Here is a 21,463-nt window from a genome sequence, read left to right on the forward strand (position 1 = left end):
CCATTATGAACTAAGTAACCTTCTGATTTTTCAGAATCTTATTCAAAAGGGTGGGTGAAAATCGTTGCACCCAAAGAGCCAAGCCTTCTTTTAAGCCCGTCACATAGATTTCTTCTTTTCGGGATTTGATATCCGGCATCACCTTTTTGACCATTTCATCAGCTGTCATTGCTTTGGAGTGAGCGTCTCCCATTTGGTCAAACTTAGAACCGTCTCCGGTAAGCGCATTCTTGGAGATATTGGTTTTGATGAAGCCCGGGCAGAGCAAGGTCACGGCTACATTATGCTCGTACATTTCTTGACGGAGGGAGTTGAAGAACCCCTGAACCGCATGTTTACTTGCCGCATAACCCGAACGGAATTTAGTGCCAATTTTACCGGCCACGCTGCTCGTTACAATAATATGGCCTGATTTACGCTCAACCATATGTGGCAATACTTCTTTTGTGAGTCCGGCCGAACCAAAATAGTTGATCTCCATAAGCCGGCGAAGGGTGCTCATCTCGGAATCCATTACAGTTGCTCGCTGACTTACACCACCATTATTTATCAGTACATCAATTTGGCCAAAGGCAGCAAGAGCTTCCTTGGTTTTTTCAGGAAAGGATTCTGAATCGGTGAGATCTAAAGTGATTATCTTAACATTGGAAGTGTCTTCTCCGAGGCTTTCCTTGACGTCTTTCAGGACATCCTCACGGCGTGAGGATAAAATCAGGTTAGCACCTTCACTAAAAAAAGCACGGGCGAATGCTTCTCCGATTCCTGAAGAAGCGCCTGTAATCCATATTGTTTTTCCTTGGTAATTCATGAGTAACTGTTATTTTTGACCCTATAAGTGTAACCGAGCTTTGTATCAGTGTGTTAAAGTAAGATTAAAAAAAGTACTTTAACACCTCAACCGTTAAGCATATTGAAACAGTACAGAAATGAGTAATAAACACACAATTCTATTAGTAGAAGACGAAGAAGAGTCTGGCGAAATGCTGGCTAACTTTCTTGAATTGAATAACTATGAAGTGCTCTGGGCTAAAGATGGTAAAAAAGCCTTTGAATACATTGATGATAATGCCAATGACTTACATCTGGCTATTCTTGATATCATGGTTCCTCATCACGATGGAAAGGAGATTTGCAGCTATATAAGGAAACACCCGGTTGTGTATGAAATACCTGTACTTTTCTTAACTGCACGAGATGAAGAGAAAGATGAAATTGAAGGCTTGGAGCTTGGCGCTGATGATTATATAAAAAAGCCGGCTAGCCTGAATTTAGTAAAAGCCCATGTAGAGACCCAGCTTCGCAGGCGCTCACCCGAAAAAAGTAATTGGATTCAGTATGGACATGTATATCTGGACTTAGACTCCAAGGAGTTATATATCAATGAAAGCCTGATTGATTTGACTCACACAGAATACACGATAGCTGAAATGATTTTTCAGAACCCAAAACTGGTTTATAGCCGACAGCAAATTTTGGAGAAAATCTCAGATGAAGAGAAATATGTGTTTGATCGCACGGTAGATGTTCACGTCAAAAACCTACGCCTCAAGATGGGCGATGATGGTAAGTTAATTAAAACCTACCGCGGGGTAGGCTATGGATTCAACAAAGAATTTCTTCATTCATGAAAATCAGATCCAAGCTGGCATGGACATATATAATTCTGCTCATTATTGGGGTTATCACCATCAGTGCGTACTCTATTTTAACGATACGAAGCTTTCTGTTAGATGAAGGTATTGAACAGTTTGAGCGTGATGCGTTGTCGGTGGCTTTAGCTGCAGGTAGTTTTAAAGACAATGCCTTGTTTGATGACAAGATTCAGCGCCAAGCTCAGCTTTCCCAATATGAAATGGCGGTGTATGATAAAGAAGGAATTCGTTTCCTCACCTTCCCTAATGATGCTTTTGAAGAAGTTGAAAGTTATCTGAGTGAGAGCTTACTTCAGGAGTTGGAAGAGGTAGATGGCGACCCGATTGTAAGAAGCGAAGAAAATCCCGAAAAGCTAATCGCCTATGTTGACTTAGGTCAGTCTGATAATGCCGCTCAATATATAAGAATAAGCCAGGATAAAAGTCAGTATTACGCTGCAGTGGCGAGTATACGGCACATTATTTATGCGGGGATGTTTTTCTCAATTGGAGCCGTAATTGTAGTGAGTATCCTTTTTGCGAGATACATGGCCGCGCCTATTCAAAGGTTAAATGAAGCAGCATTGAGTATTGCTAAAGGAGACTTTGATAAGGAAATTGATCTAAACAGGAACGATGAATTTGGGACCCTTGCCGACTCTCTGAATCACATGGCGGGGACTCTTCGGGCAGATAACGAAAAGCTAAAAAGGCTGAATGAGAAGCAGAGTCAATTTTTTGCTGATATTACCCATGAGGTAAGAAACCCGTTGCACACTATTTCCGGAGCGCTGGAGATGCTGGAACTTGAAAACCTTCAGCCCGAAAAGAAAACGCAGTACATGGTGACCGCACAGAAGCAGATTAGAAGAATCGCTCGGTTATTTGAAGACATTAAAACGCTTCAGCGCTATGATTTCGATGAAAACTTCATCAATCGAGAAATTGTAGATCTACAAGAGATTGTGAAAGAGGTATTCACTGTTTATCAGCCGTTAGCCCAAAAGAAAGAGCTATCCCTTAAAACCAAGAATCTTGAATCCTCATTTGTTCTTGCTGATTCAGATAAAATGGAACAGGTACTTGAGAACCTGGTTTCAAACGCCATCAAATACACGCTGACTGGAAAAATTGAAATCGGTTTCACAAAGAGTGATGAGGTTGTAGAGGTGTATGTGAAAGACTCTGGTCCGGGAATAGGAAAAGAACACCTTGAGCGATTGTTTGATCGTTTCTACCGAACGGACAAAGCTCGTTCGCGAGACAAAGGAGGAACTGGTTTAGGATTATCCGTGGTGAAAGGAATTCTGAATGCTCATCAAAGTGATATTAAGGTAGAGAGCACGGAAGGAAAAGGGAGCCGCTTCTATTTCACACTTCCACTTGTTGATGAAAATAGCTAAAAGCGAAAGCCGCAAGAGCTCCGCCGGTAAGAGGTGCGAGCGTATAAATCAGTGAATGCGTGAATGAGTTTCCGCCTTGAGTCAAATCAAAAGCAGCTGTACCGAGGGAGATTGCCGGGTTTAAGACTCCACCGGATATCGGAGTTGCCACCATTAACATTCCACCAAAGGTAAGCCCTATCGCGAGTCCTGAAGTATTTGTTCTGCGGAAAGTTTGAGTCAAAGAAAGAGTCAACATCACCAAAACAAAAACAAAGGTGAATATAACTTCGCCAAAAACTTGTTGGTAAAGCCCGTTTGTTGACGGAGGCTCAACATAGAAAATCGAATTTGATAAAAAGAAGAGGGCCATAGCAGCGAGAAAAGCTCCCACAAGCTGGCTTAGAATGTAGACCAAAAGCTCAGCCGCGTTAATTTGTCTTCTTAGGAAAAAAGCCAAAGATACGGCAGGATTATAATGAGCTCCCGAAACTCTGGAGCCAATATATACCAAAGCCATCAAGGTTAACCCAATAGCGAGTGGGTCACCAGTAAAGCCAAAAACCAATACAAGAAAAAAGGCACCAATTGCCTCCATAATGTATGAATGCATACCCGGGTAATTAGTCTATAAGATAAAATCTCGTTTGTCCTTCTCGCAGAAACTACCTGCCCGCAATAGGAATTGCAAGGAAGCAGTTTACTTATTTTGTAAAAATATCGTTACAAGAAGTTGAAACTGGTATTTCATATAGCCTGAGAAAAAGAATAAGTTTCAATAAAAAGATTATAAATGCAGATACTTCAAAAATTGAAGGAGAGGTGGGGAATAAGTAGCAATATGCAGGTGTTTGTCATCCTGATTGTATTTTCATGTACCGGTTTTACAGCTTTGTATGCTCGACGATTTATATTTGATTTGCTGGGTATTGCCGAGAACGATCCATTTTGGTTTAAAGCTATTGTCTGGCTGGTAACTATTCTGCCGCTTTATAATATTGTTCTTCTAATCTATGGAGCTCTATTTGGTCAATGGGATTTTTTCTGGGGGTTCTTTAAGAAAATGATAAGCCGGCTTAAACCTCAGGAATCAAAGGAAGGTTAAAGCTTTTCTCTGTCTTTTTTGGGAAGGTTTGCTACAACTAAATCATAAGAATGTTTAATTAGCTCTGTGATGAACTCATCATCCAAGCCTCCGCTCATACTGACGGTATTCCAGTGTTTCTTATTCATGTGATATCCGGGTTTCACCTCTTCATGAGTTGCTCTCAGTTCAAGGGCTTTTACCGGATCACACTTAAGATTGATGCTTTCAAAAGTCTCGATATTTGTCAAGGCAAACATCTTTCCCATCACTTTAAAAACGAGGGTTTCTTCTCCGAAAGGGAAGTCTTCACTAGTGCCCGGAAGGGACAAACAGTAGTTGTAGAAAGTTTCAATATTCATGGTGAAACTGGTGGGCTAAATCATGAAGGATTATTTAACTCTCAACTTTAACACCCTTCCAAAAGGCAACATGATCTTTTATCTGTTTTGCAGCATCTTTGGGATCAGGATAATACCAGGCTGCATTTTCGTTTGTTTCTCCATCCACCTCTAAGCTGTAATAGCTAGCTTTGCCCTTCCAAGGACAAACAGTAGAATAATCGGTTTTGGTGAAGTATTCCTGATTGATAGAATCAGCAGGGAAATAGTGGTTATTCTCAACCACTTCAGTCTCGTTACTTTCAGCAATTACTTTTCCGTTCCAAATTGCTTTCATCGTTATGGTAGTTATATGATTAAAGTTTCGAGGATAGAACTTGAACTCCGAACAGAATCCAGCCGGCTATAAAAGCCACTCCACCAATTGGTGTGATGGCGCCAAGCCAGCCTATTCCCGATAAACACAGGATATATAAGCTACCGGAAAAGATTACTATCCCGGTAAGTATTAAAGAAGCAGGCCAGGTAACAACGATTTGAAACTGAACGCCAACCAAGGCAATCAGCATTAATCCGAGGGCATGCCAGGCATGGTATTGAACAGCGGTTTGCCAGGTTTCAAGGCGTTCCGGAGAAAGGGTGTTTTTTAAAGCGTGAGCACCAAAAGCTCCAGCCGCCACGGCAATGGCTAGCAAGAAAGCAGCAATGGCAATAATGATTTTAGGATTGGACATTTCGTGAATCTAATAATGGTTAATTCGTTATTGGTGAAGCAATTTGAAATAGGTGCCGGTAAAGTTAATACTTACATCACTGCCGAACACCTTGGGATCCAATAACGAAAAACTGAATCGCTTAATTTGAAACGAAGCCTATTTTTTTATGGCTTCCGTCACAAAAGGGTTTGGTTTGAGAGCCACCACAACGGCAGAAGCTCATCTTCTTGCTGCACGTTTCAGATCCTGTTTCCTCACCAACTAAATCATAATTTCCCTGAACTAAGAATGGGGCGTTATCAAACAGCTTAATGGAAAGCTCACCGCCCTTCCCCTCAACAGGGTCAGTTCGTAAACGCTCTACGTTATAAGTGGTGTCGGCTTTGAAGTCCGCTTCAATATGAGAGTTATCGCAGAGCGGTTTGTTCTTGGATTTACCACAGCGACACATGGCCACGCGGGTATCTTTTAAAACAATATTTTCATCCATGTCCCGAATCACAACTTCACCATGAATATAAAGCGGGCCATCTCTTTCGATAGTGATTACATTTTGTTCGGGTGGCTGTTCCGGGCTTTTTTCCTTCTTGAGTTCATAATGTAAAGCGCCTGTTGGGCATCGCTTTATCACGTTAGTTAACTCATCAGCAGAAGCATTATCGGGTTGTATCCATGGCTTCTCGTTGGGGTCAAAAACATTGGGTAAACCATGCACACATTCCTCAGCATGGATACATCGTTTTTGGTCCCAGGTGACTTTTACTTCTTCATTTTCATAGGAAAAAATACGCTCTTTCATCGGCCTCTTTTTTTATTTAAGCTAACAAATGTGTGCTAAAGTTCAACCATCAGAAAGAAATGGTTTAGCAGCAGCTATTCTCATTCTGAACGGGAGGGCAAGGATTATCTCCATAGGAACAGAATACACAACAATCTCCTTTATCAGGTTTAATGATCTCCTCGCAACTTGGGCATTCCCAAAAGTACTGGCAGGAGTTCGTGGGCATTTCTTCCATAGAGGATGTTCTACACTTAGGACAAATAATGGTAGAATGTAAGATTAACTCAGCCATGTTTATCCGATGGTATTAATGGTGAAAAGTGTAAGGCCAATTAAGTTAATTACAATAAACAGACCAACCATAAATTTTTTGATTTTTCCGCCGCCTTCCATCTTCATCATTTTCATGGAGTGATTTTTGAGATAGGCTTTATTCTGCCATACCAGCCATCCTGCAATCCATACGAAAACTAAGTTCATCCAGAAGGTGTAGTCAATTTTGAACTGAGTGATCTCAGACACCGCTTTTTGGCTTTGTGGGATGATGTCGAGATAGCCAAACAGTCCGTTTAATAATAAAGCAGTTATGACAATGCTGATAAACATGATCCCCGCTATGTAAAGCGCTACTCGCCACCCATAATATTTTGCATTGATATGGACTAGCGGAGGAACCATAAGATCAGAATAGATAAAGCCCATGATGCCGGCAAAGAGTACGCCGTTATCATTCAAAACGGTTGCAAGAGGGATATTTCCCATCGAGCCAATAAAAGTAGAAGCCGCAACAAAGGGTGCGATTAAGGCATTTTCAAGAGCAACTAGCCAACCGGGTAAATGAGTGGCATCGGCCAGAAAAAGGGCAGACCAAAATGATTCAGGCACTAACACTGCCACAAAGCCGGCAATTGTAAATCCGATCAGGATATCCTCCCACGCCATTTTCCAGTCGTTCACAAATTTGTGCCCAACCAGCCGCCACCCTTCTTTACTTTTGATACGCTGCTTCCAGTCAAAGTCTTCTTCAATATCTCCTCCCTCATCCTCTACTTTCTTACGGGCGGCTTGCATCCACTCCTTGGGATAAGTGAATTTTATTAGCACGCTGCTGATGGCAATTAAAATCAATCCCCCAACAATTTCAGCGGCCAAAAACTGCCAGCCCAAAAAGATGAGGATTAAAATCCCAAGCTCAATCACCAAATTGGTGGAGGCAAACATGAAAGCTACACCAGCGATAAAGTGGGCTCCTTTTTTGATTAAAGCACGGGCAGCTGCAAGCGCCGCGAACGAGCAAGATGAAGATGCTGCTCCGAAGAAGGTTGAAAGAGAAATGCTTTTAATATCACCGTTGCCCATATACCGCGTAAGTTTACCTTTGGGCACGAAAGACTGAATCATCCCTGATACAAAATACCCAAGGACGAAAGCCCATCCAGATTTCCAGAAAAAGCCCAATGCAGTTTTTGTGGATTCGCCGTAAAGTTGAAAAAATTCATTCATGAACAATTCACAGAATTTGGTTTAGTAAACTTAGCTTATCAAAAAAACGCAGTATAAAACTACCTTACTAACTAATGATAAAAGCTGGTAGAGACAAAACAAATCACAGGACTCCAATAAGCAAAATTGGACAAGGTTTAATCAGGATTTAGCAAGGAAGATATTTTATTAACGCTTTTTTGTTATTCTTTTATCAGGCATAATAAGAGTCAACAAAGAATTGGAACCATTACTATGAATAATCACGAAAAAATCGATTACGTAGAATTTCCAGCTACAGACTTGGAAGCTACCAAGCAGTTCTTTACCAAAGCTTTTAACTGGGAATTTACAGACTATGGACCTGAATACTGTGACTTTTCTAACGAGGGCATTAATGGAGGTTTCTATAAATCTGATAAAAAAGCCACAACAGAAACTGGGTCAGCACTGGTAATTTTTTATAGTGAAGATTTGGAAGCCACCCAGAAAAAAATGGAACATGCTGGGGGTGAAATTGTCAAAGAAATATTCTCATTTCCTGGTGGACGCAGGTTTCACTTCACAGAGCCGAGTGGGAATGAATTTGCGGTATGGTCTGATCATGGTTTGCAAGAGTAGAGCCGTGAACCCAGATTTCATCAGAATTCAGCAAGACTTTCCCCAAATCATATAAAGCAAAGCTCCTGTGAATGTGGTTTCTTTATCTTGTGTTTAAATTCATACTATGGAAAAAATAACTCTTCATATTAAAAACATGGTTTGTGACCGTTGCGAAATGGTTATTGAAACCGCCTTATCCGCTTTAGGGCTGGATGTAAATCACGTGCAGCTTGGGAAAGTCGAAGTAACGCGAAAGGGGGATCATCCCTCCCTAAAAGAAATTGAAAAGGAATTAGACCGATTCAATTTTGGCCTGATTAAAGATGAAGAATCGATACTAGCAGAAAAAGTAAAAACAACTCTAATTCAATGGGTTGAATCAGGAAATCTGGAAACAGACGAAACATCGCTTTCCGATTTTCTGGCAAAAAAGCTAACCAAAAGCTATGCATCTATTTCCCGGATATTCTCAAAAAAGGAAGAGCTCACTATAGAGAAATATTTCATCCGCTTAAAGATAGAAAAAGCTAAGGAGCTGGTGGAGTATGGAAACCTGAGCTTTAGCGAAATCGCCTATCAGCTGGGATATAAAAATTTGCAGCATCTGTCCCGCCAGTTCAAAGAAATTACTGGAATGAGCATGAGTGAATTTCAAAAGCTTCAGAATCCGGAACGGACTTCACTCGATAAAATTTAGCGGGAATGATGGAAGCACTGTTTACGGAACCTTGGTGGATCTATGCCGCGGTCTTCTTCGCCGGAATGGGCGCCTACATTATTTCAGTAATATCCGGTGGGGGTGGATCATTGCTTCTTATTCCCGCCATCAACTTCATGTTTGGCCCCAAAGTGGTAGCTCCGATTATTAATTTGGGAGATTTGATCGGGCGTCCATCTCGACTCATTATCTTTTGGAAACATATTCGCTGGGATGTTGTAAAGTGGTACGCGCCAGCCGCTGTAACCGGAGTATTGCTTGCCGGATGGTTATTTACAAAAGTAGATGCTTCATGGTTTCAGGTTATAATTGGGGTTTTTCTGGTGAGCACTGTATTTCAGTATCGCTTCGGGAAAAAAGAGCGCACCTTTGAAATGAGGAAGTGGTACTGGCTACCGCTGGGCGTGGGCGTTGCAACAATTTCAACGATAGTCGGAGCACTTGGGCCGGTTCTTAATCCCTTTTATTTGAATGCTGGAATTTTGAAAGAGGAAATGATAGCCACCAAAACCGCTAATTCATTTTTCATGGGCGTTGTTCAGATTGGTACCTACTCCTTTTTGGGCGCATTATATGGCGACTTATGGTTTTTGGGTATCGTGCTTGGGCTTGGTGCCACGGCCGGAAACTTAGTAGGGAAAAAACTGCTCGGTAATATGACCGACACCACTTTCCGTAAATACGTGTTAGCCATCATGGCAATTAGCGGAGCTTATATGATATTATCTAAAACCGGGCTATTGTAATGTCACTAAAATTGAAAGTACCACCAGCTGTTGTTTTTCTTATTTGTATTGGCATGATGTGGGCTTTGGATCAACAAATTCCAGAGTGGTTTGTAATAGATTTAGGGAAGTTGCTTCCAAGAGGAATATTGGCTCTCGGAGTTCTGATTGGATTAGTTGGAGTATTTCAGTTTGCGAGGAGCTCAACATCCGTTGATCCACATCATCCCGAAAAAGCAAGCGTACTGGTTACATCCGGAGTGTACCGCTTCAGCAGAAATCCCATGTATCTTGCCATGTTGCTCATACTCTTGGGTGGGTTTATTAAGTTTGGAGAGCCGACGGGTTTAGTCGTTCTAATCTTCTATTTATGGTACATGAATAGGTTTCAAATTCAACCCGAAGAAGAAATGATGGAAGAGAAATTTGGGAAAGAGTTTAGAGAGTATAAAAAGTCAGTGCGCCGTTGGATATAGCTTAATAAGCAGCGACATCAATCAGCAAACTTCACAGCATGTTTCGGGAGTGTTATTTATATCTGAGTTCTCATCATCAAAACCAAAGAAGGAAGACAGTGAGATCTTTTCTTCCGAGAATTTTCGTTGAACCCGAATAGCATTCCCAATAGCGATTAGGGCAACCCCGACGTCAGCAAAAATAGCTTCCCACATAGTGGCTAAACCCACCGTTGCAAGTCCCATAACCAGCACCTTGATGCCTAAAGCAAAGCCAATATTCTGCCAGACAATTTTATGGGTAAACCGGGAAATGCGAATAGCCTGAGGGAGTTTAGAAGGTTGATCCGTTTGGATGACGACATCGGCGGTTTCAATGGCGGCGTCTGAGCCAATTCCTCCCATAGCAATGCCCACATCTGCTAAGGTAATAACCGGGGCATCATTCAGTCCATCCCCCATAAAACCGACGATGTGTTCTGAACTTAAAGCGTCTTTCACTTTATTAAATTTGTCATCTGGTAGTAACCCGCCATAAGCATCAGTCAGCCCCATTTTGTCGGCCATAAAACGAGTGGTCTTTTCATTGTCCCCGGAAAGCATAATCAACTTTTTGACGCCCAGCTCGCGGAGGTCTTTAAGAGCCTGAACGGTATCGGGTTTTATCCGATCAGCAATATGGATGGTGCCCAGATGTTGTCCGCCTGAGGCAACGTAAACAAAGGTAGAAGGATCATCTTCCTCAGTTTGAGAAACCTGAACATTATGTTCTTCCATGAGCTTTAGGTTTCCGGCAAGAACCTGATCTCCTGACATAACTCCCTTTAGACCTCTTCCTGGGATTTCTTGAACATCTTGTGCTTCCGTAAGCTCCTGTCCATTCGCATAACTCAGAATGGCTTTGGCTACGGGATGTGTGGAGTGGCGTTCCAAAGAAGCTGCTAATGCAAGAATCTGATCAGTTGCAGCTCCGTTCGCAGGTTCAATTTTTTGGACTTCAAAAGAACCTTCCGTTAAGGTTCCGGTTTTGTCTAAAAACAAGGTATCCATTTTGCGAAGCTGGTCAAGATAATCGGAGCCTTTTAGGAGAATCCCATTTTTTGAGGCAGCCCCAATCCCTCCGAAATATCCTAAAGGAATTGATATGACAAGTCCGCATGGACAGGAGACAACTAGAAAAATCAATGCCCGGTAGAACCATTCTTCAAATACATAACTATCCAAAAAGAGCCAGGGTAAGAATGTAAGTGCGGTGGCCAGCCAAACTACGATTGGCGTATAAACCTTGGCAAAGCTGGTGATAAATCTTTGTGTTGGGGCTTTTCTCTGTGAGGCTTCCTGAACCATATTCAGGATGTCTGATAGGCGGGAATCTTCGTAGTCTTTGGTCACTTTAATTTTGACCGCAATCAACTCATTCACCGAACCGGCCCAGACTTCCTCCCCGGCATTTCGCGTCATAGGTTTGGATTCGCCGGTTAGGGCCGCGGCGTTGAAAGAAGCTCGGTTTGTGATCAATTCACCATCTAACGGAACCTTGGCTCCCGGTTTTACATGGATTATTTCACCCGGCTTTACTTCCGAGGGATGAACTTGCTGTACTTCTCCATTACGCTCAACATCAGCGGTATCCGGTTGTTGATTAATGAGTGATTCTATGGAATGCCGGGCTTTTCGGACGGCATTGCCCTGAGCATATTCACCAACCATATAAAAGAGCATGACCGCCACTCCCTCGGCATATTCTCCGATGGCAAAGGCTCCAACGGTAGCAATTCCCATCAGCATAAACTCACTGAAAATCGTGCCTTTTTGAATGGACTTAAAAGCTTTTATCCAAACCGGACCGCCAACAAAGAGATAGGAGATTCCATAAAGTGGCAAGAAAATGAATTCATTTCCTGAAAAAGAAAATGCATGCTGAACAATAAGTGCAGCAGCTAAAAATAAAGCTGACCAAAAGACCTCGTAATATTTCCTAATAAATTGCATGAACAGCAGGCAGTAACATTAATGTCTGCTCGAAATTATAAAGAGGCGGTTAGGGAGTCTTACACTATTGTGTATTTCTTGTGCAGGATTTTGTTAAAGCTCATCAATTGAAATTCGGCGATTCTCTTTAATCTCACTGAAATGAGAAGGCGATAAACCGGTTTCTTTTTTGAACTGTCTGGAGAAATGCTGCTGACTGCTATACCCAAGCTCATAGGCAATTTCACTCAAGCTTTGTTCTTCATAAACGATGAGTTCTTTGGCACGTTCTATCTTTTGTAGGATGTAATATCGTTCGATAGATTTGCCTTCTACTCCCGAAAATAAACGGCTCAGCTGTTGGTAATCTTTGTGTAGTTTTTTGGAAAGATATTCTGACAGCGTGTTTTCAAGCTCATGTCCGGTGCGGACCAGCTGTATAATGAGTTGCTTAATTTGCTCAACCAGCTTGCTGTTTTGATCGTTAATAATATCAAAACCATTTTCACGAATCACTTTCACCAGATCATTGTATCGAGCTGCTTTAAGGGGTTTGTTCAGCGTCAGTTCTCCAAGTTCGATCACTTCAACCTGAAAATCAGCATTTTCCAGCTTTTCCTTGAGAACTTCAGCGCAATGGCTGCAAACCATGTTTTTTATGTGGAAGTGTTTATCAGACATAGTTATCAAAAGTAGCAAAGCAGGCGGTCATTCAAAACTAAAAGGCAGTAAATATCTGAATAAACAGAACGGATCTTTTTTCAGTTTCAGTAATAAGGATAGACTATTGCCTCGTCTTGGAAAGTACTAAAATGGGCATCATAACTTATGGGAGAAGTTAGAGACTGCACATAGCTACGGCTTGTTAAAAAGTGCCGACAGGGTATGCTCAGAGATTTCTCTGCTTTCCAAAAGGTGCGAAACTGGGGATGGGCATCAAAGGTCGTGTTCCATAACATAGGCGCTCCATATTGTTTCAAACTGATGAGCTGTATTATACCATTTCTTTTGGGACTATCTTGATTTAAATATTTGCCTCGAATTTTGGGCTCTTTAAACAGAAGAGACAGAGGTAAATTGCTTCTTTTAATTTAGCTCTATTCTTCCTTATTTAGCGGAATCAATGAATTTCATTTGGTGAAAAAAAATTCCCGCAACCTAACCTACAGATATGAACACTACTCAGACAAGACTGAGCATTATGATGTTTCTCCAATTCTTTATTTGGGGAGCATTTTTTGTAACCATGGGAGCCTACTTATTGGAGGTTTTTTCAGGTGAAGAAGGACTCAATACAATTATTGGCTCAGCCTATGCAACTCATAACTGGGCGGGTTTACTGGCACCGGTATTTGTTGGTTTAATTGCCGACCGATATTTTAATGCTGAGCGCGTGAATGGAGTGTCTCATATTATTGGAGCAGGACTGCTTTGGTATGCAGCATCAGTAACAGATCCGGGTGTTTTTATTTGGGTGATGTTAGCCTACTTCTTACTGTACATGCCTACGTTGGCGTTAGTTAATGCAATCTCCTTTGCGAACATGGAAGATCCCGATAAAGAATTTCCTAAGGTTCGGGTATGGGGAACTATTGGCTGGATTGTAGCGGGATTTATCGTTGCCCAAACGGTTCTTGGGTTTATTGATATTCCATTATTAGCATGGTTAACAGGAGTTGAGAGTAATATCCAGTCAACCAATATTCCGCTTAAAGTCAGTGCGGTATTATCTCTCGTATATGGTTTTTACAGTTTCACTTTACCCGCCACCCCGCCTTCAGCAAAAGGCGAGAAGTTCAATGTAAAAGAAGCCCTGGGTTTGGATGCACTCAAGCTTCTAACCAATAAAAACTTTGCGGTCTTTTCATTCTGTAGCTTTGCTATCAGCATTCCTTTGGCTTTCTATTATGCCCGTACCAATGACTTTATCGCAGCCGTAGCTTTTGGTGAGCAATCGCCTTCTTTTATGGCTATTGGCCAGATTAGTGAAGTGTTCTTTATGCTGCTGATTCCCTTCTTCCTGCTCCGGTTAGGGGTAAAATGGATGCTCTTGGTAGGCATGTTAGCATGGACAGCCCGTTATTTACTGTTCGGGCTTTTCCCAAGTACTACGGGCTTGGTGATTCTTGGGATCGCACTTCATGGAATTTGTTACGATTTCTTCTTTGTAACCGGTCAGCTATACGTTGATAAGAAAGCACCGAAACACCTTCGGGCAAGTGCTCAAGGGTTCTTTAACCTGCTTACATACGGAGCCGGTATGTTGATTGGGAATTACCTGCTGGGTTGGTGGGGAGATAACATCAGTTTGGATGGCTCAACCACTGCGGGCTGGATGGAAAGTGCGGCTTCATTTTGGGTGATGCCGGCAATACTGGCGCTGGTTGTTGCGGTTGTATTCTTTGCTCTATTTTGGGACAAAGAAGTGGAAGATGAACAAGAATTAAAAGAAGCACTTTAGGATGCAGAATAGAAAATTAAGAATGGGAATGGTTGGCGGAGGTGTTGGCTCTTTTATTGGAGGCGTTCATCGGCTGGCAGCTAATTTAGACGGTGAAATTGAACTGGTTTGCGGAGCTTTTAGCAGCAGCCCTGAAAAGTCAAAGAAAACCGGGGAACAACTCTACTTAGATTCGGATCGCGTTTACGGCTCTTTTAAAGAAATGATGGAGAAAGAGGCTGCCCTTCCTGATGGCAAGCGAATGGATTTTGTATCCATCGTAACGCCGAACCACGTGCATGCTGAGCCTGCTTTGTTGGCAATGGAGCACGGCTTTCCGGTTATCATCGATAAGCCGCTATGCTTTAATATGGAGGAAGCCAAGGCCATTCAGAATAAAGTAAACGAAACAGGTTTTCCATTTGCGCTGACCCACACCTACACCGGATACCCGATGGTAAAGCAAGCCCGTAGCATGGTAGCAGATGGAACCATCGGTCCTGTCAAAAAGATTACGGTTGAATATCCGCAGGGCTGGCTATCCGAGAAGCTCGAAGCTGATGATAACAAACAAGCTTCATGGCGGACAGATCCAAGCAAGTCAGGAAAGGCCGGCGCATATGGGGACATTGGAACGCACGCTGCTAATATGGCTGAGTATGTTTCCGGATTAACCATTACCAAAGTTTTGTCGAAACTTTCAAAAGTTGTAGAAGGCAGATTGCTGGACGATGATGCCTCTGTATTGTTAGAATTTGAAGGTGGAGTTCCGGGAGTTTTGGCTTGCTCACAGGTTTCGGCGGGAGAAGAGAATAATATTAAAGTCCGTGTTTACGGTGATAAAGGCGGCTTGGAGTGGCAACAAAAAGACAACAATTCATTAACGGTGAAATGGCTCGGTAAGCCGAATGAAGTGTACCGAACCGGTGTAGATAATGAAGGGTATTTGTCGGAGACTGCAGTAGCTAATTCCCGCATTCCCTCTGGCCACCCGGAAGGTTATCTCGAGGCTTTTGCCAATATCTATCGAAATTTCGCGATGCATCTCAGAGCTCATAATGCCGGAGAGAAGCACAACATGGAAGTGTATGATTACCCCGACGTGAATGAAGGCGTTCACGGAATGGCCTTGGTTGATGCCGTCGTAGAGTCCACCGAAAAAGGCAATCTGTGGGTTTCAGTAAAAAATTAATTCAAAATGAAAGATTTAAAATTAAAAATGGCTGATCTGAAATCGTAGCCAATTTTTAATTTTAAATTTTGAATTCTTAATTCAGTAATGATGAAAACGATTAAAGGACCGGCAATATTTTTGGCTCAATTTTTAGGTGATGAAGAGCCGTTTAATAATTTGAAAAACATCTGTGAGTGGGCAAAAGAACTGGGCTATGAAGGTGTTCAGATTCCGGCTTGGGATACTCGCGTTATTGATATTATAAAAGCCCGTGACAGCAAAACCTATGCTGATGAAATCAAAGGCATTGTAGAGGATGCAGGACTTAAAATCACAGAGCTGGCAACTCATCTCCAGGGACAATTAGTTGCCGTGCACCCTGCTTATGACACGATGTTTGATGGCTTTGCTCCTGATCCGGTAAAGAATAATCCGAAAGCCAGGCAAATGTGGGCAGTTGAACAAGTTAAAGCAGCAGCTTCGGTATCAAGTCACTGGGGGATTGATGTGATGGCGAGTTTTTCCGGCGCTCTACTCTGGCATACAGTGTATCCATGGCCTCAGCGTCCTGCAGGCTTGGTTGAAACCGGATTCAAAGCTTTAGCCGATAAATGGATGCCAATTCTTGACCACTGTAAAAATGAAGGCGTGAAGGTTTGTTATGAACTTCACCCCGGAGAAGACTTACACGACGGAATTACCTTTGAGCGATTTTTGGAAGCAACGGGAAATCACGAAAGTGTAGGTATCCTTTATGATCCGAGTCACTTTGTGTTGCAGCAACTTGACTACCTGCAGTTTATCGACTTCTATCATGAGCACATTGGGATGTTTCATGCCAAGGATGCAGAATTCAATCCAACCGGTAAGGCCGGAGTATATGGCAGTTATTCGGGATGGGCGGAACGACCAGGGCGTTTTCGGTCACTTGGTGATGGCGATACAGACTTCAACGCAATTTTCAGTAAGCTGAGCCAATATGGTTTTGATGGATGGGCGGTGTTGGAATGGGAATGCTGCATTAAGTCACCGGGACAAGGAGCCGCAGAAGGAGCTCCATTTATAGCAGATCACATTATCGAAGTCACTGAAAAAGCTTTTGACGATTTTGCCGGCGAGGGTGCTGATGAAGCTAAAAACCGAAAGATTTTAGGATTGGATTGATTTAGTAATTTGTTAAACAAGTAGCGTTTAATAGCGAAAAACAAATAAGCAGAATTATGCTCAACCAATTTCAGATAAAAATAGATGCCAATCATAAGTCAAGGCAACGGCAGGTCTTGAATGCTGTTCTAACCTTGGCAACCGGTGTCTTGACTCTGGTTTTTCCAGACTTCTTATACCTGATTGCGGGCGGATACCTTATTTCTCTTGGGCTGATGTTTATGGCCTTCCGATTACCTTCCGCACTATCAGCCTTGCCCATTGTGACCGGAGTGCTGATTTTCATATTCCCGGATTTAATCCCGATTACATTCGCTTCATTCCTTGGATTATTTGGCCTGGCCATGCTGTTTGGAATGCAGCTGGCTATTCTGGGCATCATTACCATAATCATAGCCGTACTGATTATCATGAATCCGGATTCTGTGGCTTATCTGATTGCCTTTTTTATGCTCACCTATTCCGTTTCAAACCTCATCAGCTTTTACAAAGATTGGAGTAAAAGTAAAGACGATGGCTTCGACGACGACAGCGTAACCATTGAGTAAGGTTTTGATTATCGATTAACGAGCGACCGATAGACCGATTGGCGAAATCGAGAAGCTTAATGAACCAACGAAATGTCATCCCGAGCGGAAAAGAAGTATATGCTCATGATTTATTCTACGAGGGATCTTCAAGAGTTGAAAAAAGCAACCAGTGTAGATTCTTCGGAAGTATCCTCAGAATGACTCAATAATATTTGGACCGTAAATAAAACGCCTATCTAAGGTGCAAAAGCAGATATGGTTTAGTACGATTAACGAATCAACGAATCAACGAATAACGAACTACGGTGCACTCACCAAGACAATATTTTCTGATATAAGTCCCTTATCGTTTTCGGTGACATCGAACTCAAAAATTAGCTCCCGGCTGGGGAGGTAACTTGTGTCGAAGTCGTCTTCAAATTCAGAGATATGGGCAAAAACTGTTTTGTAAGGAGAGTCTTCATCCCGGGAATCGGTAATCCAGAGGCAGTTGTTTTTGCGGGTTAAGAATCGAAGAAAGCCATAGCCATCATCCTGAGAAAAATCATAGCAGACACCCCGCACACGCGATCTGTTTTCGCCCCAGTCATAGGGAGATTCAATGGGCAGTAAGCCCGGAATCAGGTAGCCCGAAACGGAAGAATCCACGGCTTTTTTTAAGGAAGTAGACACATTATCAAAGCTCACTAACTCTACCCGACAGCCTTTATTCTGAATGGCGTTCACAACACTCACATAACTACCGCTGCTGCTAAGCAATACGACTTTATCAAGGTGATCAGCTTGAACCAGCATGTCTACAGCCATGTCCATATCAACCGTTGATTTTGAGGTCTTTTCTCCTGTTTCGTAATTGGTATAGGTATGAAGAGATTTCTCAGTGACTTTATATTCAAAATCCCTCAACACTTCACAAAACCGCTGCGTCTTCTGGCGATATTCCCGATCATCTTTTAGGCGATCTTCATCGTAGCACAAATAGACATTGAGTCGCGATGCCACGCCGCCTCCACGGCAAGCAAACTTTCTGAGAATATCATAACGGAGTCCAAATCCTCCGTTCATGGTTACATTTACGGCATCAACATATATCCCGACGCGTTCCTTGGTATTCATGACAATATCCCGATGTGCTGATTAATAAAGAAATAATATCGAAGGAAGTGAATAACTCAATATTTTTAACTTTAACTACACCAATGAATTAACTCATTTTTTAAGGATAGAATCAAATAAAAAGTAATGGGGGTTACTTTGTTGAAAAAACTGAGATATAGCTTATAAACCCAATGGAGGCAATTCCTGCTGTAAACAATAATAAGGAAGCGATGAGTTCAGAGAGACCGAAAGAGATAACGGTTGGCTTTAGGTAAAATAGTCCGGCTGCGAGTATCATCATCCCAAAACCGGTGACGAGTTTGTAAGGGACTTCAAAAGCTTTTGTTGAATAGTAATAGATGATCAAGGCCATAACTGCATAACTAGCAAGTGTAGCAAGAGCAGACCCCATCATCCCAAACATGGGGATTAATATCAGGTTTGCGGCTATAGTAATTCCGGCTCCAATTAAGGTGATTTGAGGAAGGCGTTTGGTGGTTTCACTGATGAATATTCCGGCCGAAAAATTGATATACCATCCCTGAAACCAATACGCAAGAAGCAGGACAGGTACAATAGATAAGCCAGCCCAAAACTTCTCATCAACCAGATAAAAATCTAAAATCGGTATTTTGATGGAGACAATTTGTTGGGCAAACAAAGCTACAAATAGGAAAACAGTAGCGGCTGCTGCATTAAATAAAGTGAAGGTTTGGGAGAATGTTTGAGGAGCGGATTCTTCTTCCGATTGCCGCATGAAGAACGGTTGCCATGCCATCCGGAACATCTGAACGATCAAAAGCATAAACACGGCCAGCTTATAACAAGCTCCATAAATTCCTACGATATCGTCCGGAGTATAATCAGCACTGTAAATGGAGTCGATAACGGATTGGTCCATGGCTTTTAGAAAAAACCGGTCAACTAATTCGTTGATTGCATGACCAAAACCAGCAGGAATAAAAGGCAGTCCAAAGAGCAGGGCTTTTTTAAGAAGATTTGTATTCCATTCGCCCATAAACATTGGAATAGTGAATATCCAGATTACCAGGGCGGTTAGCATGGAAGCCACAAGGTTACTTATGAACACGGCCTCGATGCCATAATCCAGGCCAAGAATGAGGTAAAAATTCAGCCCAAGATTAACAACTACATTTCCGGTTTTAAGGACAGCAAATAAAACCGATTTCCGAATAAGCCGAAGCTCGGCAAAAGGAACGACGGCTAAGGTGTCGAAGAATAGAATCCCGAGCATAATCCACAAAATAGGATCTCCGGATTCAAGCCCGATGGTTGGGGCAACAAACGGTTCAGCAATCCAAACCAGAAGAACTAAAACTCCGGAAGTGCCCAGCAAGAAAAGCTGAACGGTTTTGAAAATGTCTTTTGCCTTATCTCTGTCTTTGGCGTATCGGATATAGGCGGATTCCATACCCATTGTAAAAACAACATTGAAAAGGGCAATGGCTGCAAAAATGAGGGTCACTATTCCATACTGCGATTCGCTAAATACCGCGGTATGAAGGGGAACCAGCAAGTAGCCAATAAAACGGGCTACCACGCTGCTGATGCCATAAACCAGCGTATCGGAAAAGAGTTCTTTAAGTTTGGTCAAGCGGACTGTTTTGCTAATTGTTCAATGGCGTGAATCCCCAATACATAACTATTTGGGCCAAAACCGGTAATAATTCCATCCATCACGGCCCCGGTTACAGATTTTTCTCTAAAGTCTTCACGGGCATGGATGTTGGAGATATGGACTTCAACTTTTGGAATCTCAAGTGGTTCCAAGGCATCTCGCAGCGCTACTGAAGTATGTGAATAACCACCGGGATTTATTACCACTCCATCGGTGCCGTCATCCATGGCTCCCTGAACTTTATTAATAAGCTCCCCTTCCACATTGCTTTGATAAAACTCAAAATTATGATCTGGAAATTGGCTGGTTAAAAATTCCTGGAGCTCCTTCAGGCTGCCTGTGCCATAAACACCGGGATTTCGTTTCCCGAGCAAATTCAGATTTGGGCCATTTATTATAAGAATATTCATAAGGTTACTTTTTCGCTGATGATTTTTGCCAGCTCCATCATTCGGTCCTGACTTACCCGTACTTTTTTACCCAGGCTAAAGCTCTGTGTTTCCTTATAAATTGGAATGAGGTGAATGTGGGCGTGAGGAACTTCCATACCTTCAACAATGATTCCGGTGCGAATGGGTTCTAGAGCTTCATCCATTCCCTTTGCTACTTTTTGAGCAAAGCGATTTAATTCGGTCAATTCATCAGGCTCTAAATCAAAAATATAGTCCACTTCTTTTTTTGGGATACACAAAGTATGGCCTTCCGCAGAAGGATTGATATCCAGGAAAGCATATTGCTTTTCATCCTCTGCTATTTTGAAACTTGGAATTTCTCCTTCAATAATCTTAGTGAAAATGCTCGGCATAATTGTTGATCAAAGATGGTAATTTACCTGAAGATACTATCCAAAAAACAGAAATCCTTATGAACTCTGCAAGGTGGCTTTCAATAACGGTGGCTTTTCTTTTTGTGGTGATACCTGTTGAAAAAATTCACGCACAGTCATCAGACATTTTGGGCCCGGTTACAAAAGAACAAATTTTAGCTAATGACCGAATCTATGAGATATACATCAACAGATATAAACCTGACTCTGCTTCGGTAGATTATCTTTCTGCCTTCCCTGATTCTGTTACGCTTATGGTGTTTATGGGTAGCTGGTGTCGGGAATCAAAAAAATATATCCCCGGCTTGATGAAGACGCTAGAGCTTGCTGACTCGGAACGTATAACCGCGGAGTACCTTGGAGTTGATCAGCAAAAAAAGATTCCTCAAATACTTTTAAAAGAGTTTGAGATCAAATATATTCCCACCATAGTGGTTTTAAAAGGCAATAAGGAGTTAGGACGAATAGTAGAAAAACCACACCAACTGATCGAAACTGATTTGATTCAGATTTTAGATTTCGGCAAAGAAAAAAACGAGTAGAAAAATTAATTTTTCTTTTTACTCTATATAATAAATGCCTTATCTTTGGGATCTATTGAGACCAAGAATCGGTAGCTCAGTTGGTAGAGCAACGGCCTTTTAAGCCGTGGGTCGAGGGTTCGAGCCCCTCCCGATTCACACAATCACAAGAAATTTTAAGA

Annotated in this window: 26 protein-coding genes and 1 tRNA gene; 13 read left to right on the forward strand and 14 right to left on the reverse strand. The window is 42.2% G+C overall.

Features of this window, described 5'->3' with window-relative positions; all coding sequences use genetic code 11:
* Positions 1 to 10 precede the first annotated feature (10 nt).
* Entirely contained in the window at positions 11 to 808 is a 798-nt protein-coding gene (locus tag CL667_10770) for a short chain dehydrogenase (GenBank protein ID MAL18185.1), read from the reverse strand.
* A gap of 118 nt (positions 809 to 926) precedes the next feature.
* Between CL667_10770 and CL667_10775 the strand changes: the two genes are divergently transcribed.
* Both CL667_10775 and CL667_10780 read left to right on the forward strand, forming a co-directional pair.
* Complete coding sequence (locus tag CL667_10775; protein MAL18186.1) at positions 927 to 1,628, forward strand: DNA-binding response regulator; 702 nt, start codon at positions 927 to 929, stop codon at positions 1,626 to 1,628.
* Positions 1,625 to 3,034, forward strand: a complete 1,410-nt coding sequence (locus CL667_10780; GenBank protein MAL18187.1) for a two-component sensor histidine kinase — start codon at positions 1,625 to 1,627, stop codon at positions 3,032 to 3,034. The genes CL667_10775 and CL667_10780 overlap by 4 nt, the downstream gene beginning before the upstream one ends.
* Here the strand turns inward: CL667_10780 and CL667_10785 are convergent.
* Complete coding sequence (locus tag CL667_10785; GenBank protein MAL18188.1) at positions 3,003 to 3,626, reverse strand: hypothetical protein; 624 nt, start codon at positions 3,624 to 3,626, stop codon at positions 3,003 to 3,005. The two genes, CL667_10780 and CL667_10785, sit on opposite strands and share 32 nt — an antisense overlap.
* A 180-nt stretch (positions 3,627 to 3,806) precedes the next feature.
* On the opposite strand from CL667_10785, the gene CL667_10790 reads away from it, so the two are divergent.
* Entirely contained in the window at positions 3,807 to 4,118 is a 312-nt protein-coding gene (locus tag CL667_10790) for a prolipoprotein diacylglyceryl transferase (protein ID MAL18189.1), read from the forward strand.
* On the opposite strand, the gene CL667_10795 is transcribed toward CL667_10790, so the two are convergent.
* The 6 genes from CL667_10795 to CL667_10820 all read right to left on the reverse strand — a co-directional run bounded on the left by CL667_10795 (position 4,115) and on the right by CL667_10820 (position 7,438).
* Positions 4,115 to 4,459, reverse strand: coding sequence for an MmcQ-like protein (locus CL667_10795; GenBank protein ID MAL18190.1), 345 nt, complete (start codon positions 4,457 to 4,459; stop codon positions 4,115 to 4,117). The genes CL667_10790 and CL667_10795 overlap by 4 nt on opposite strands.
* Before the next feature lie 34 nt (positions 4,460 to 4,493).
* On the reverse strand, positions 4,494 to 4,775 hold the full coding sequence (locus CL667_10800) for a hypothetical protein (GenBank protein ID MAL18191.1): 282 nt from the start codon (positions 4,773 to 4,775) through the stop codon (positions 4,494 to 4,496).
* 19 nt (positions 4,776 to 4,794) lie between these two features.
* Positions 4,795 to 5,172 (reverse strand): hypothetical protein, encoded by a 378-nt coding sequence (locus tag CL667_10805; GenBank protein ID MAL18192.1) that lies wholly within the window; start codon positions 5,170 to 5,172, stop codon positions 4,795 to 4,797.
* A 121-nt stretch (positions 5,173 to 5,293) separates the two neighbouring features.
* On the reverse strand, positions 5,294 to 5,953 hold the full coding sequence (locus tag CL667_10810; protein MAL18193.1) for a hypothetical protein: 660 nt from the start codon (positions 5,951 to 5,953) through the stop codon (positions 5,294 to 5,296).
* 64 nt (positions 5,954 to 6,017) lie between these two features.
* Positions 6,018 to 6,227 carry a hypothetical protein gene (locus tag CL667_10815; protein ID MAL18194.1) on the reverse strand — a complete coding sequence of 70 codons (210 nt, stop codon included), beginning with the start codon at positions 6,225 to 6,227 and terminating at the stop codon, positions 6,018 to 6,020.
* 2 nt (positions 6,228 to 6,229) lie between these two features.
* Positions 6,230 to 7,438: a permease gene (locus CL667_10820; GenBank protein MAL18195.1), complete on the reverse strand. Its 1,209-nt coding sequence runs from the start codon at positions 7,436 to 7,438 to the stop codon at positions 6,230 to 6,232.
* Positions 7,439 to 7,672: 234 nt separating this feature from the next.
* On the opposite strand from CL667_10820, the gene CL667_10825 reads away from it, so the two are divergent.
* From CL667_10825 to CL667_10840, 4 genes are all read left to right on the forward strand, one after another.
* On the forward strand, positions 7,673 to 8,038 hold the full coding sequence (locus tag CL667_10825) for a glyoxalase (GenBank protein ID MAL18196.1): 366 nt from the start codon (positions 7,673 to 7,675) through the stop codon (positions 8,036 to 8,038).
* Positions 8,039 to 8,144: 106 nt separating this feature from the next.
* Positions 8,145 to 8,717, forward strand: coding sequence for a hypothetical protein (locus tag CL667_10830; GenBank protein MAL18197.1), 573 nt, complete (start codon positions 8,145 to 8,147; stop codon positions 8,715 to 8,717).
* A 5-nt stretch (positions 8,718 to 8,722) separates the two neighbouring features.
* Positions 8,723 to 9,484 carry a hypothetical protein gene (locus tag CL667_10835; GenBank protein ID MAL18198.1) on the forward strand — a complete coding sequence of 254 codons (762 nt, stop codon included), beginning with the start codon at positions 8,723 to 8,725 and terminating at the stop codon, positions 9,482 to 9,484.
* Positions 9,484 to 9,939 (forward strand): protein-S-isoprenylcysteine methyltransferase, encoded by a 456-nt coding sequence (locus tag CL667_10840; protein MAL18199.1) that lies wholly within the window; start codon positions 9,484 to 9,486, stop codon positions 9,937 to 9,939. Before CL667_10835 ends, CL667_10840 begins: the two co-directional genes overlap by 1 nt.
* Positions 9,940 to 9,960: 21 nt before the next feature.
* On the opposite strand, the gene cadA is transcribed toward CL667_10840, so the two are convergent.
* Positions 9,961 to 11,910 carry a cadmium-translocating P-type ATPase gene (cadA, locus tag CL667_10845; GenBank protein ID MAL18200.1) on the reverse strand — a complete coding sequence of 650 codons (1,950 nt, stop codon included), beginning with the start codon at positions 11,908 to 11,910 and terminating at the stop codon, positions 9,961 to 9,963.
* A gap of 93 nt (positions 11,911 to 12,003) precedes the next feature.
* Positions 12,004 to 12,570, reverse strand: coding sequence for an AraC family transcriptional regulator (locus CL667_10850; protein ID MAL18201.1), 567 nt, complete (start codon positions 12,568 to 12,570; stop codon positions 12,004 to 12,006).
* A 490-nt stretch (positions 12,571 to 13,060) separates the two neighbouring features.
* On the opposite strand from CL667_10850, the gene CL667_10855 reads away from it, so the two are divergent.
* The 4 genes from CL667_10855 (at position 13,061) to CL667_10870 (ending at position 17,215) form a co-directional block, all read left to right on the forward strand.
* A complete protein-coding gene (locus CL667_10855) occupies positions 13,061 to 14,350 on the forward strand; it encodes an MFS transporter (protein ID MAL18202.1) in 1,290 nt (429 codons plus the stop codon).
* 1 nt (position 14,351) lies between these two features.
* Entirely contained in the window at positions 14,352 to 15,521 is a 1,170-nt protein-coding gene (locus CL667_10860) for an oxidoreductase (GenBank protein MAL18203.1), read from the forward strand.
* 90 nt (positions 15,522 to 15,611) lie between these two features.
* Positions 15,612 to 16,667: an AP endonuclease gene (locus tag CL667_10865; protein ID MAL18204.1), complete on the forward strand. Its 1,056-nt coding sequence runs from the start codon at positions 15,612 to 15,614 to the stop codon at positions 16,665 to 16,667.
* Between the two features lie 56 nt (positions 16,668 to 16,723).
* Entirely contained in the window at positions 16,724 to 17,215 is a 492-nt protein-coding gene (locus tag CL667_10870; GenBank protein ID MAL18205.1) for a hypothetical protein, read from the forward strand.
* 282 nt (positions 17,216 to 17,497) lie between these two features.
* On the opposite strand, the gene CL667_10875 is transcribed toward CL667_10870, so the two are convergent.
* The 4 genes from CL667_10875 to CL667_10890 form a co-directional block, all read right to left on the reverse strand.
* Positions 17,498 to 18,313, reverse strand: a complete 816-nt coding sequence (locus tag CL667_10875) for an NYN domain-containing protein (GenBank protein MAL18206.1) — start codon at positions 18,311 to 18,313, stop codon at positions 17,498 to 17,500.
* A gap of 133 nt (positions 18,314 to 18,446) precedes the next feature.
* The gene (locus CL667_10880) at positions 18,447 to 19,910 is read right to left on the reverse strand and encodes a hypothetical protein (GenBank protein MAL18207.1); all 1,464 of its coding nucleotides are present in this window, start codon (positions 19,908 to 19,910) and stop codon (positions 18,447 to 18,449) included.
* Entirely contained in the window at positions 19,907 to 20,344 is a 438-nt protein-coding gene (gene aroQ, locus CL667_10885; GenBank protein MAL18208.1) for a type II 3-dehydroquinate dehydratase, read from the reverse strand. Before aroQ ends, CL667_10880 begins: the two co-directional genes overlap by 4 nt.
* Positions 20,341 to 20,739, reverse strand: coding sequence for an HIT family protein (locus CL667_10890; GenBank protein ID MAL18209.1), 399 nt, complete (start codon positions 20,737 to 20,739; stop codon positions 20,341 to 20,343). Before CL667_10890 ends, aroQ begins: the two co-directional genes overlap by 4 nt.
* A 2-nt stretch (positions 20,740 to 20,741) precedes the next feature.
* On the opposite strand from CL667_10890, the gene CL667_10895 reads away from it, so the two are divergent.
* Both CL667_10895 and CL667_10900 read left to right on the forward strand, forming a co-directional pair.
* Positions 20,742 to 21,302, forward strand: coding sequence for a hypothetical protein (locus CL667_10895; GenBank protein MAL18210.1), 561 nt, complete (start codon positions 20,742 to 20,744; stop codon positions 21,300 to 21,302).
* Between the two features lie 65 nt (positions 21,303 to 21,367).
* Positions 21,368 to 21,440: transfer RNA gene (locus CL667_10900), tRNA-Lys, on the forward strand.
* The last annotated feature ends 23 nt before the right edge of the window (positions 21,441 to 21,463 follow it).

Source organism: Balneola sp., assembly GCA_002694685.1.
Taxonomy (GTDB): Bacteria; Bacteroidota; Rhodothermia; order Balneolales; family Balneolaceae; genus Gracilimonas.

Coding starts and splice junctions, on each gene's coding strand:
- CL667_10785 (MAL18188.1), bottom strand. CDS start 3,626: ATGCATTCATACATTATGGAGGCAATTGGTGCCTTTTTTCTTGTATTG.
- CL667_10815 (MAL18194.1), bottom strand. CDS start 6,227: ATGGCTGAGTTAATCTTACATTCTACCATTATTTGTCCTAAGTGTAGA.
- CL667_10830 (MAL18197.1), top strand. CDS start 8,145: ATGGAAAAAATAACTCTTCATATTAAAAACATGGTTTGTGACCGTTGC.
- aroQ (MAL18208.1), bottom strand. CDS start 20,344: ATGAATATTCTTATAATAAATGGCCCAAATCTGAATTTGCTCGGGAAA.
- CL667_10795 (MAL18190.1), bottom strand. CDS start 4,459: ATGAATATTGAAACTTTCTACAACTACTGTTTGTCCCTTCCGGGCACT.
- CL667_10800 (MAL18191.1), bottom strand. CDS start 4,775: ATGAAAGCAATTTGGAACGGAAAAGTAATTGCTGAAAGTAACGAGACT.
- CL667_10820 (MAL18195.1), bottom strand. CDS start 7,438: ATGAATGAATTTTTTCAACTTTACGGCGAATCCACAAAAACTGCATTG.
- CL667_10890 (MAL18209.1), bottom strand. CDS start 20,739: ATGCCGAGCATTTTCACTAAGATTATTGAAGGAGAAATTCCAAGTTTC.
- CL667_10850 (MAL18201.1), bottom strand. CDS start 12,570: ATGTCTGATAAACACTTCCACATAAAAAACATGGTTTGCAGCCATTGC.
- CL667_10840 (MAL18199.1), top strand. CDS start 9,484: ATGTCACTAAAATTGAAAGTACCACCAGCTGTTGTTTTTCTTATTTGT.
- CL667_10790 (MAL18189.1), top strand. CDS start 3,807: ATGCAGATACTTCAAAAATTGAAGGAGAGGTGGGGAATAAGTAGCAAT.
- CL667_10805 (MAL18192.1), bottom strand. CDS start 5,172: ATGTCCAATCCTAAAATCATTATTGCCATTGCTGCTTTCTTGCTAGCC.
- cadA (MAL18200.1), bottom strand. CDS start 11,910: ATGCAATTTATTAGGAAATATTACGAGGTCTTTTGGTCAGCTTTATTT.
- CL667_10865 (MAL18204.1), top strand. CDS start 15,612: ATGAAAACGATTAAAGGACCGGCAATATTTTTGGCTCAATTTTTAGGT.
- CL667_10870 (MAL18205.1), top strand. CDS start 16,724: ATGCTCAACCAATTTCAGATAAAAATAGATGCCAATCATAAGTCAAGG.
- CL667_10835 (MAL18198.1), top strand. CDS start 8,723: ATGATGGAAGCACTGTTTACGGAACCTTGGTGGATCTATGCCGCGGTC.
- CL667_10875 (MAL18206.1), bottom strand. CDS start 18,313: ATGAATACCAAGGAACGCGTCGGGATATATGTTGATGCCGTAAATGTA.
- CL667_10780 (MAL18187.1), top strand. CDS start 1,625: ATGAAAATCAGATCCAAGCTGGCATGGACATATATAATTCTGCTCATT.
- CL667_10775 (MAL18186.1), top strand. CDS start 927: ATGAGTAATAAACACACAATTCTATTAGTAGAAGACGAAGAAGAGTCT.
- CL667_10860 (MAL18203.1), top strand. CDS start 14,352: ATGCAGAATAGAAAATTAAGAATGGGAATGGTTGGCGGAGGTGTTGGC.
- CL667_10855 (MAL18202.1), top strand. CDS start 13,061: ATGAACACTACTCAGACAAGACTGAGCATTATGATGTTTCTCCAATTC.
- CL667_10810 (MAL18193.1), bottom strand. CDS start 5,953: ATGAAAGAGCGTATTTTTTCCTATGAAAATGAAGAAGTAAAAGTCACC.
- CL667_10825 (MAL18196.1), top strand. CDS start 7,673: ATGAATAATCACGAAAAAATCGATTACGTAGAATTTCCAGCTACAGAC.
- CL667_10770 (MAL18185.1), bottom strand. CDS start 808: ATGAATTACCAAGGAAAAACAATATGGATTACAGGCGCTTCTTCAGGA.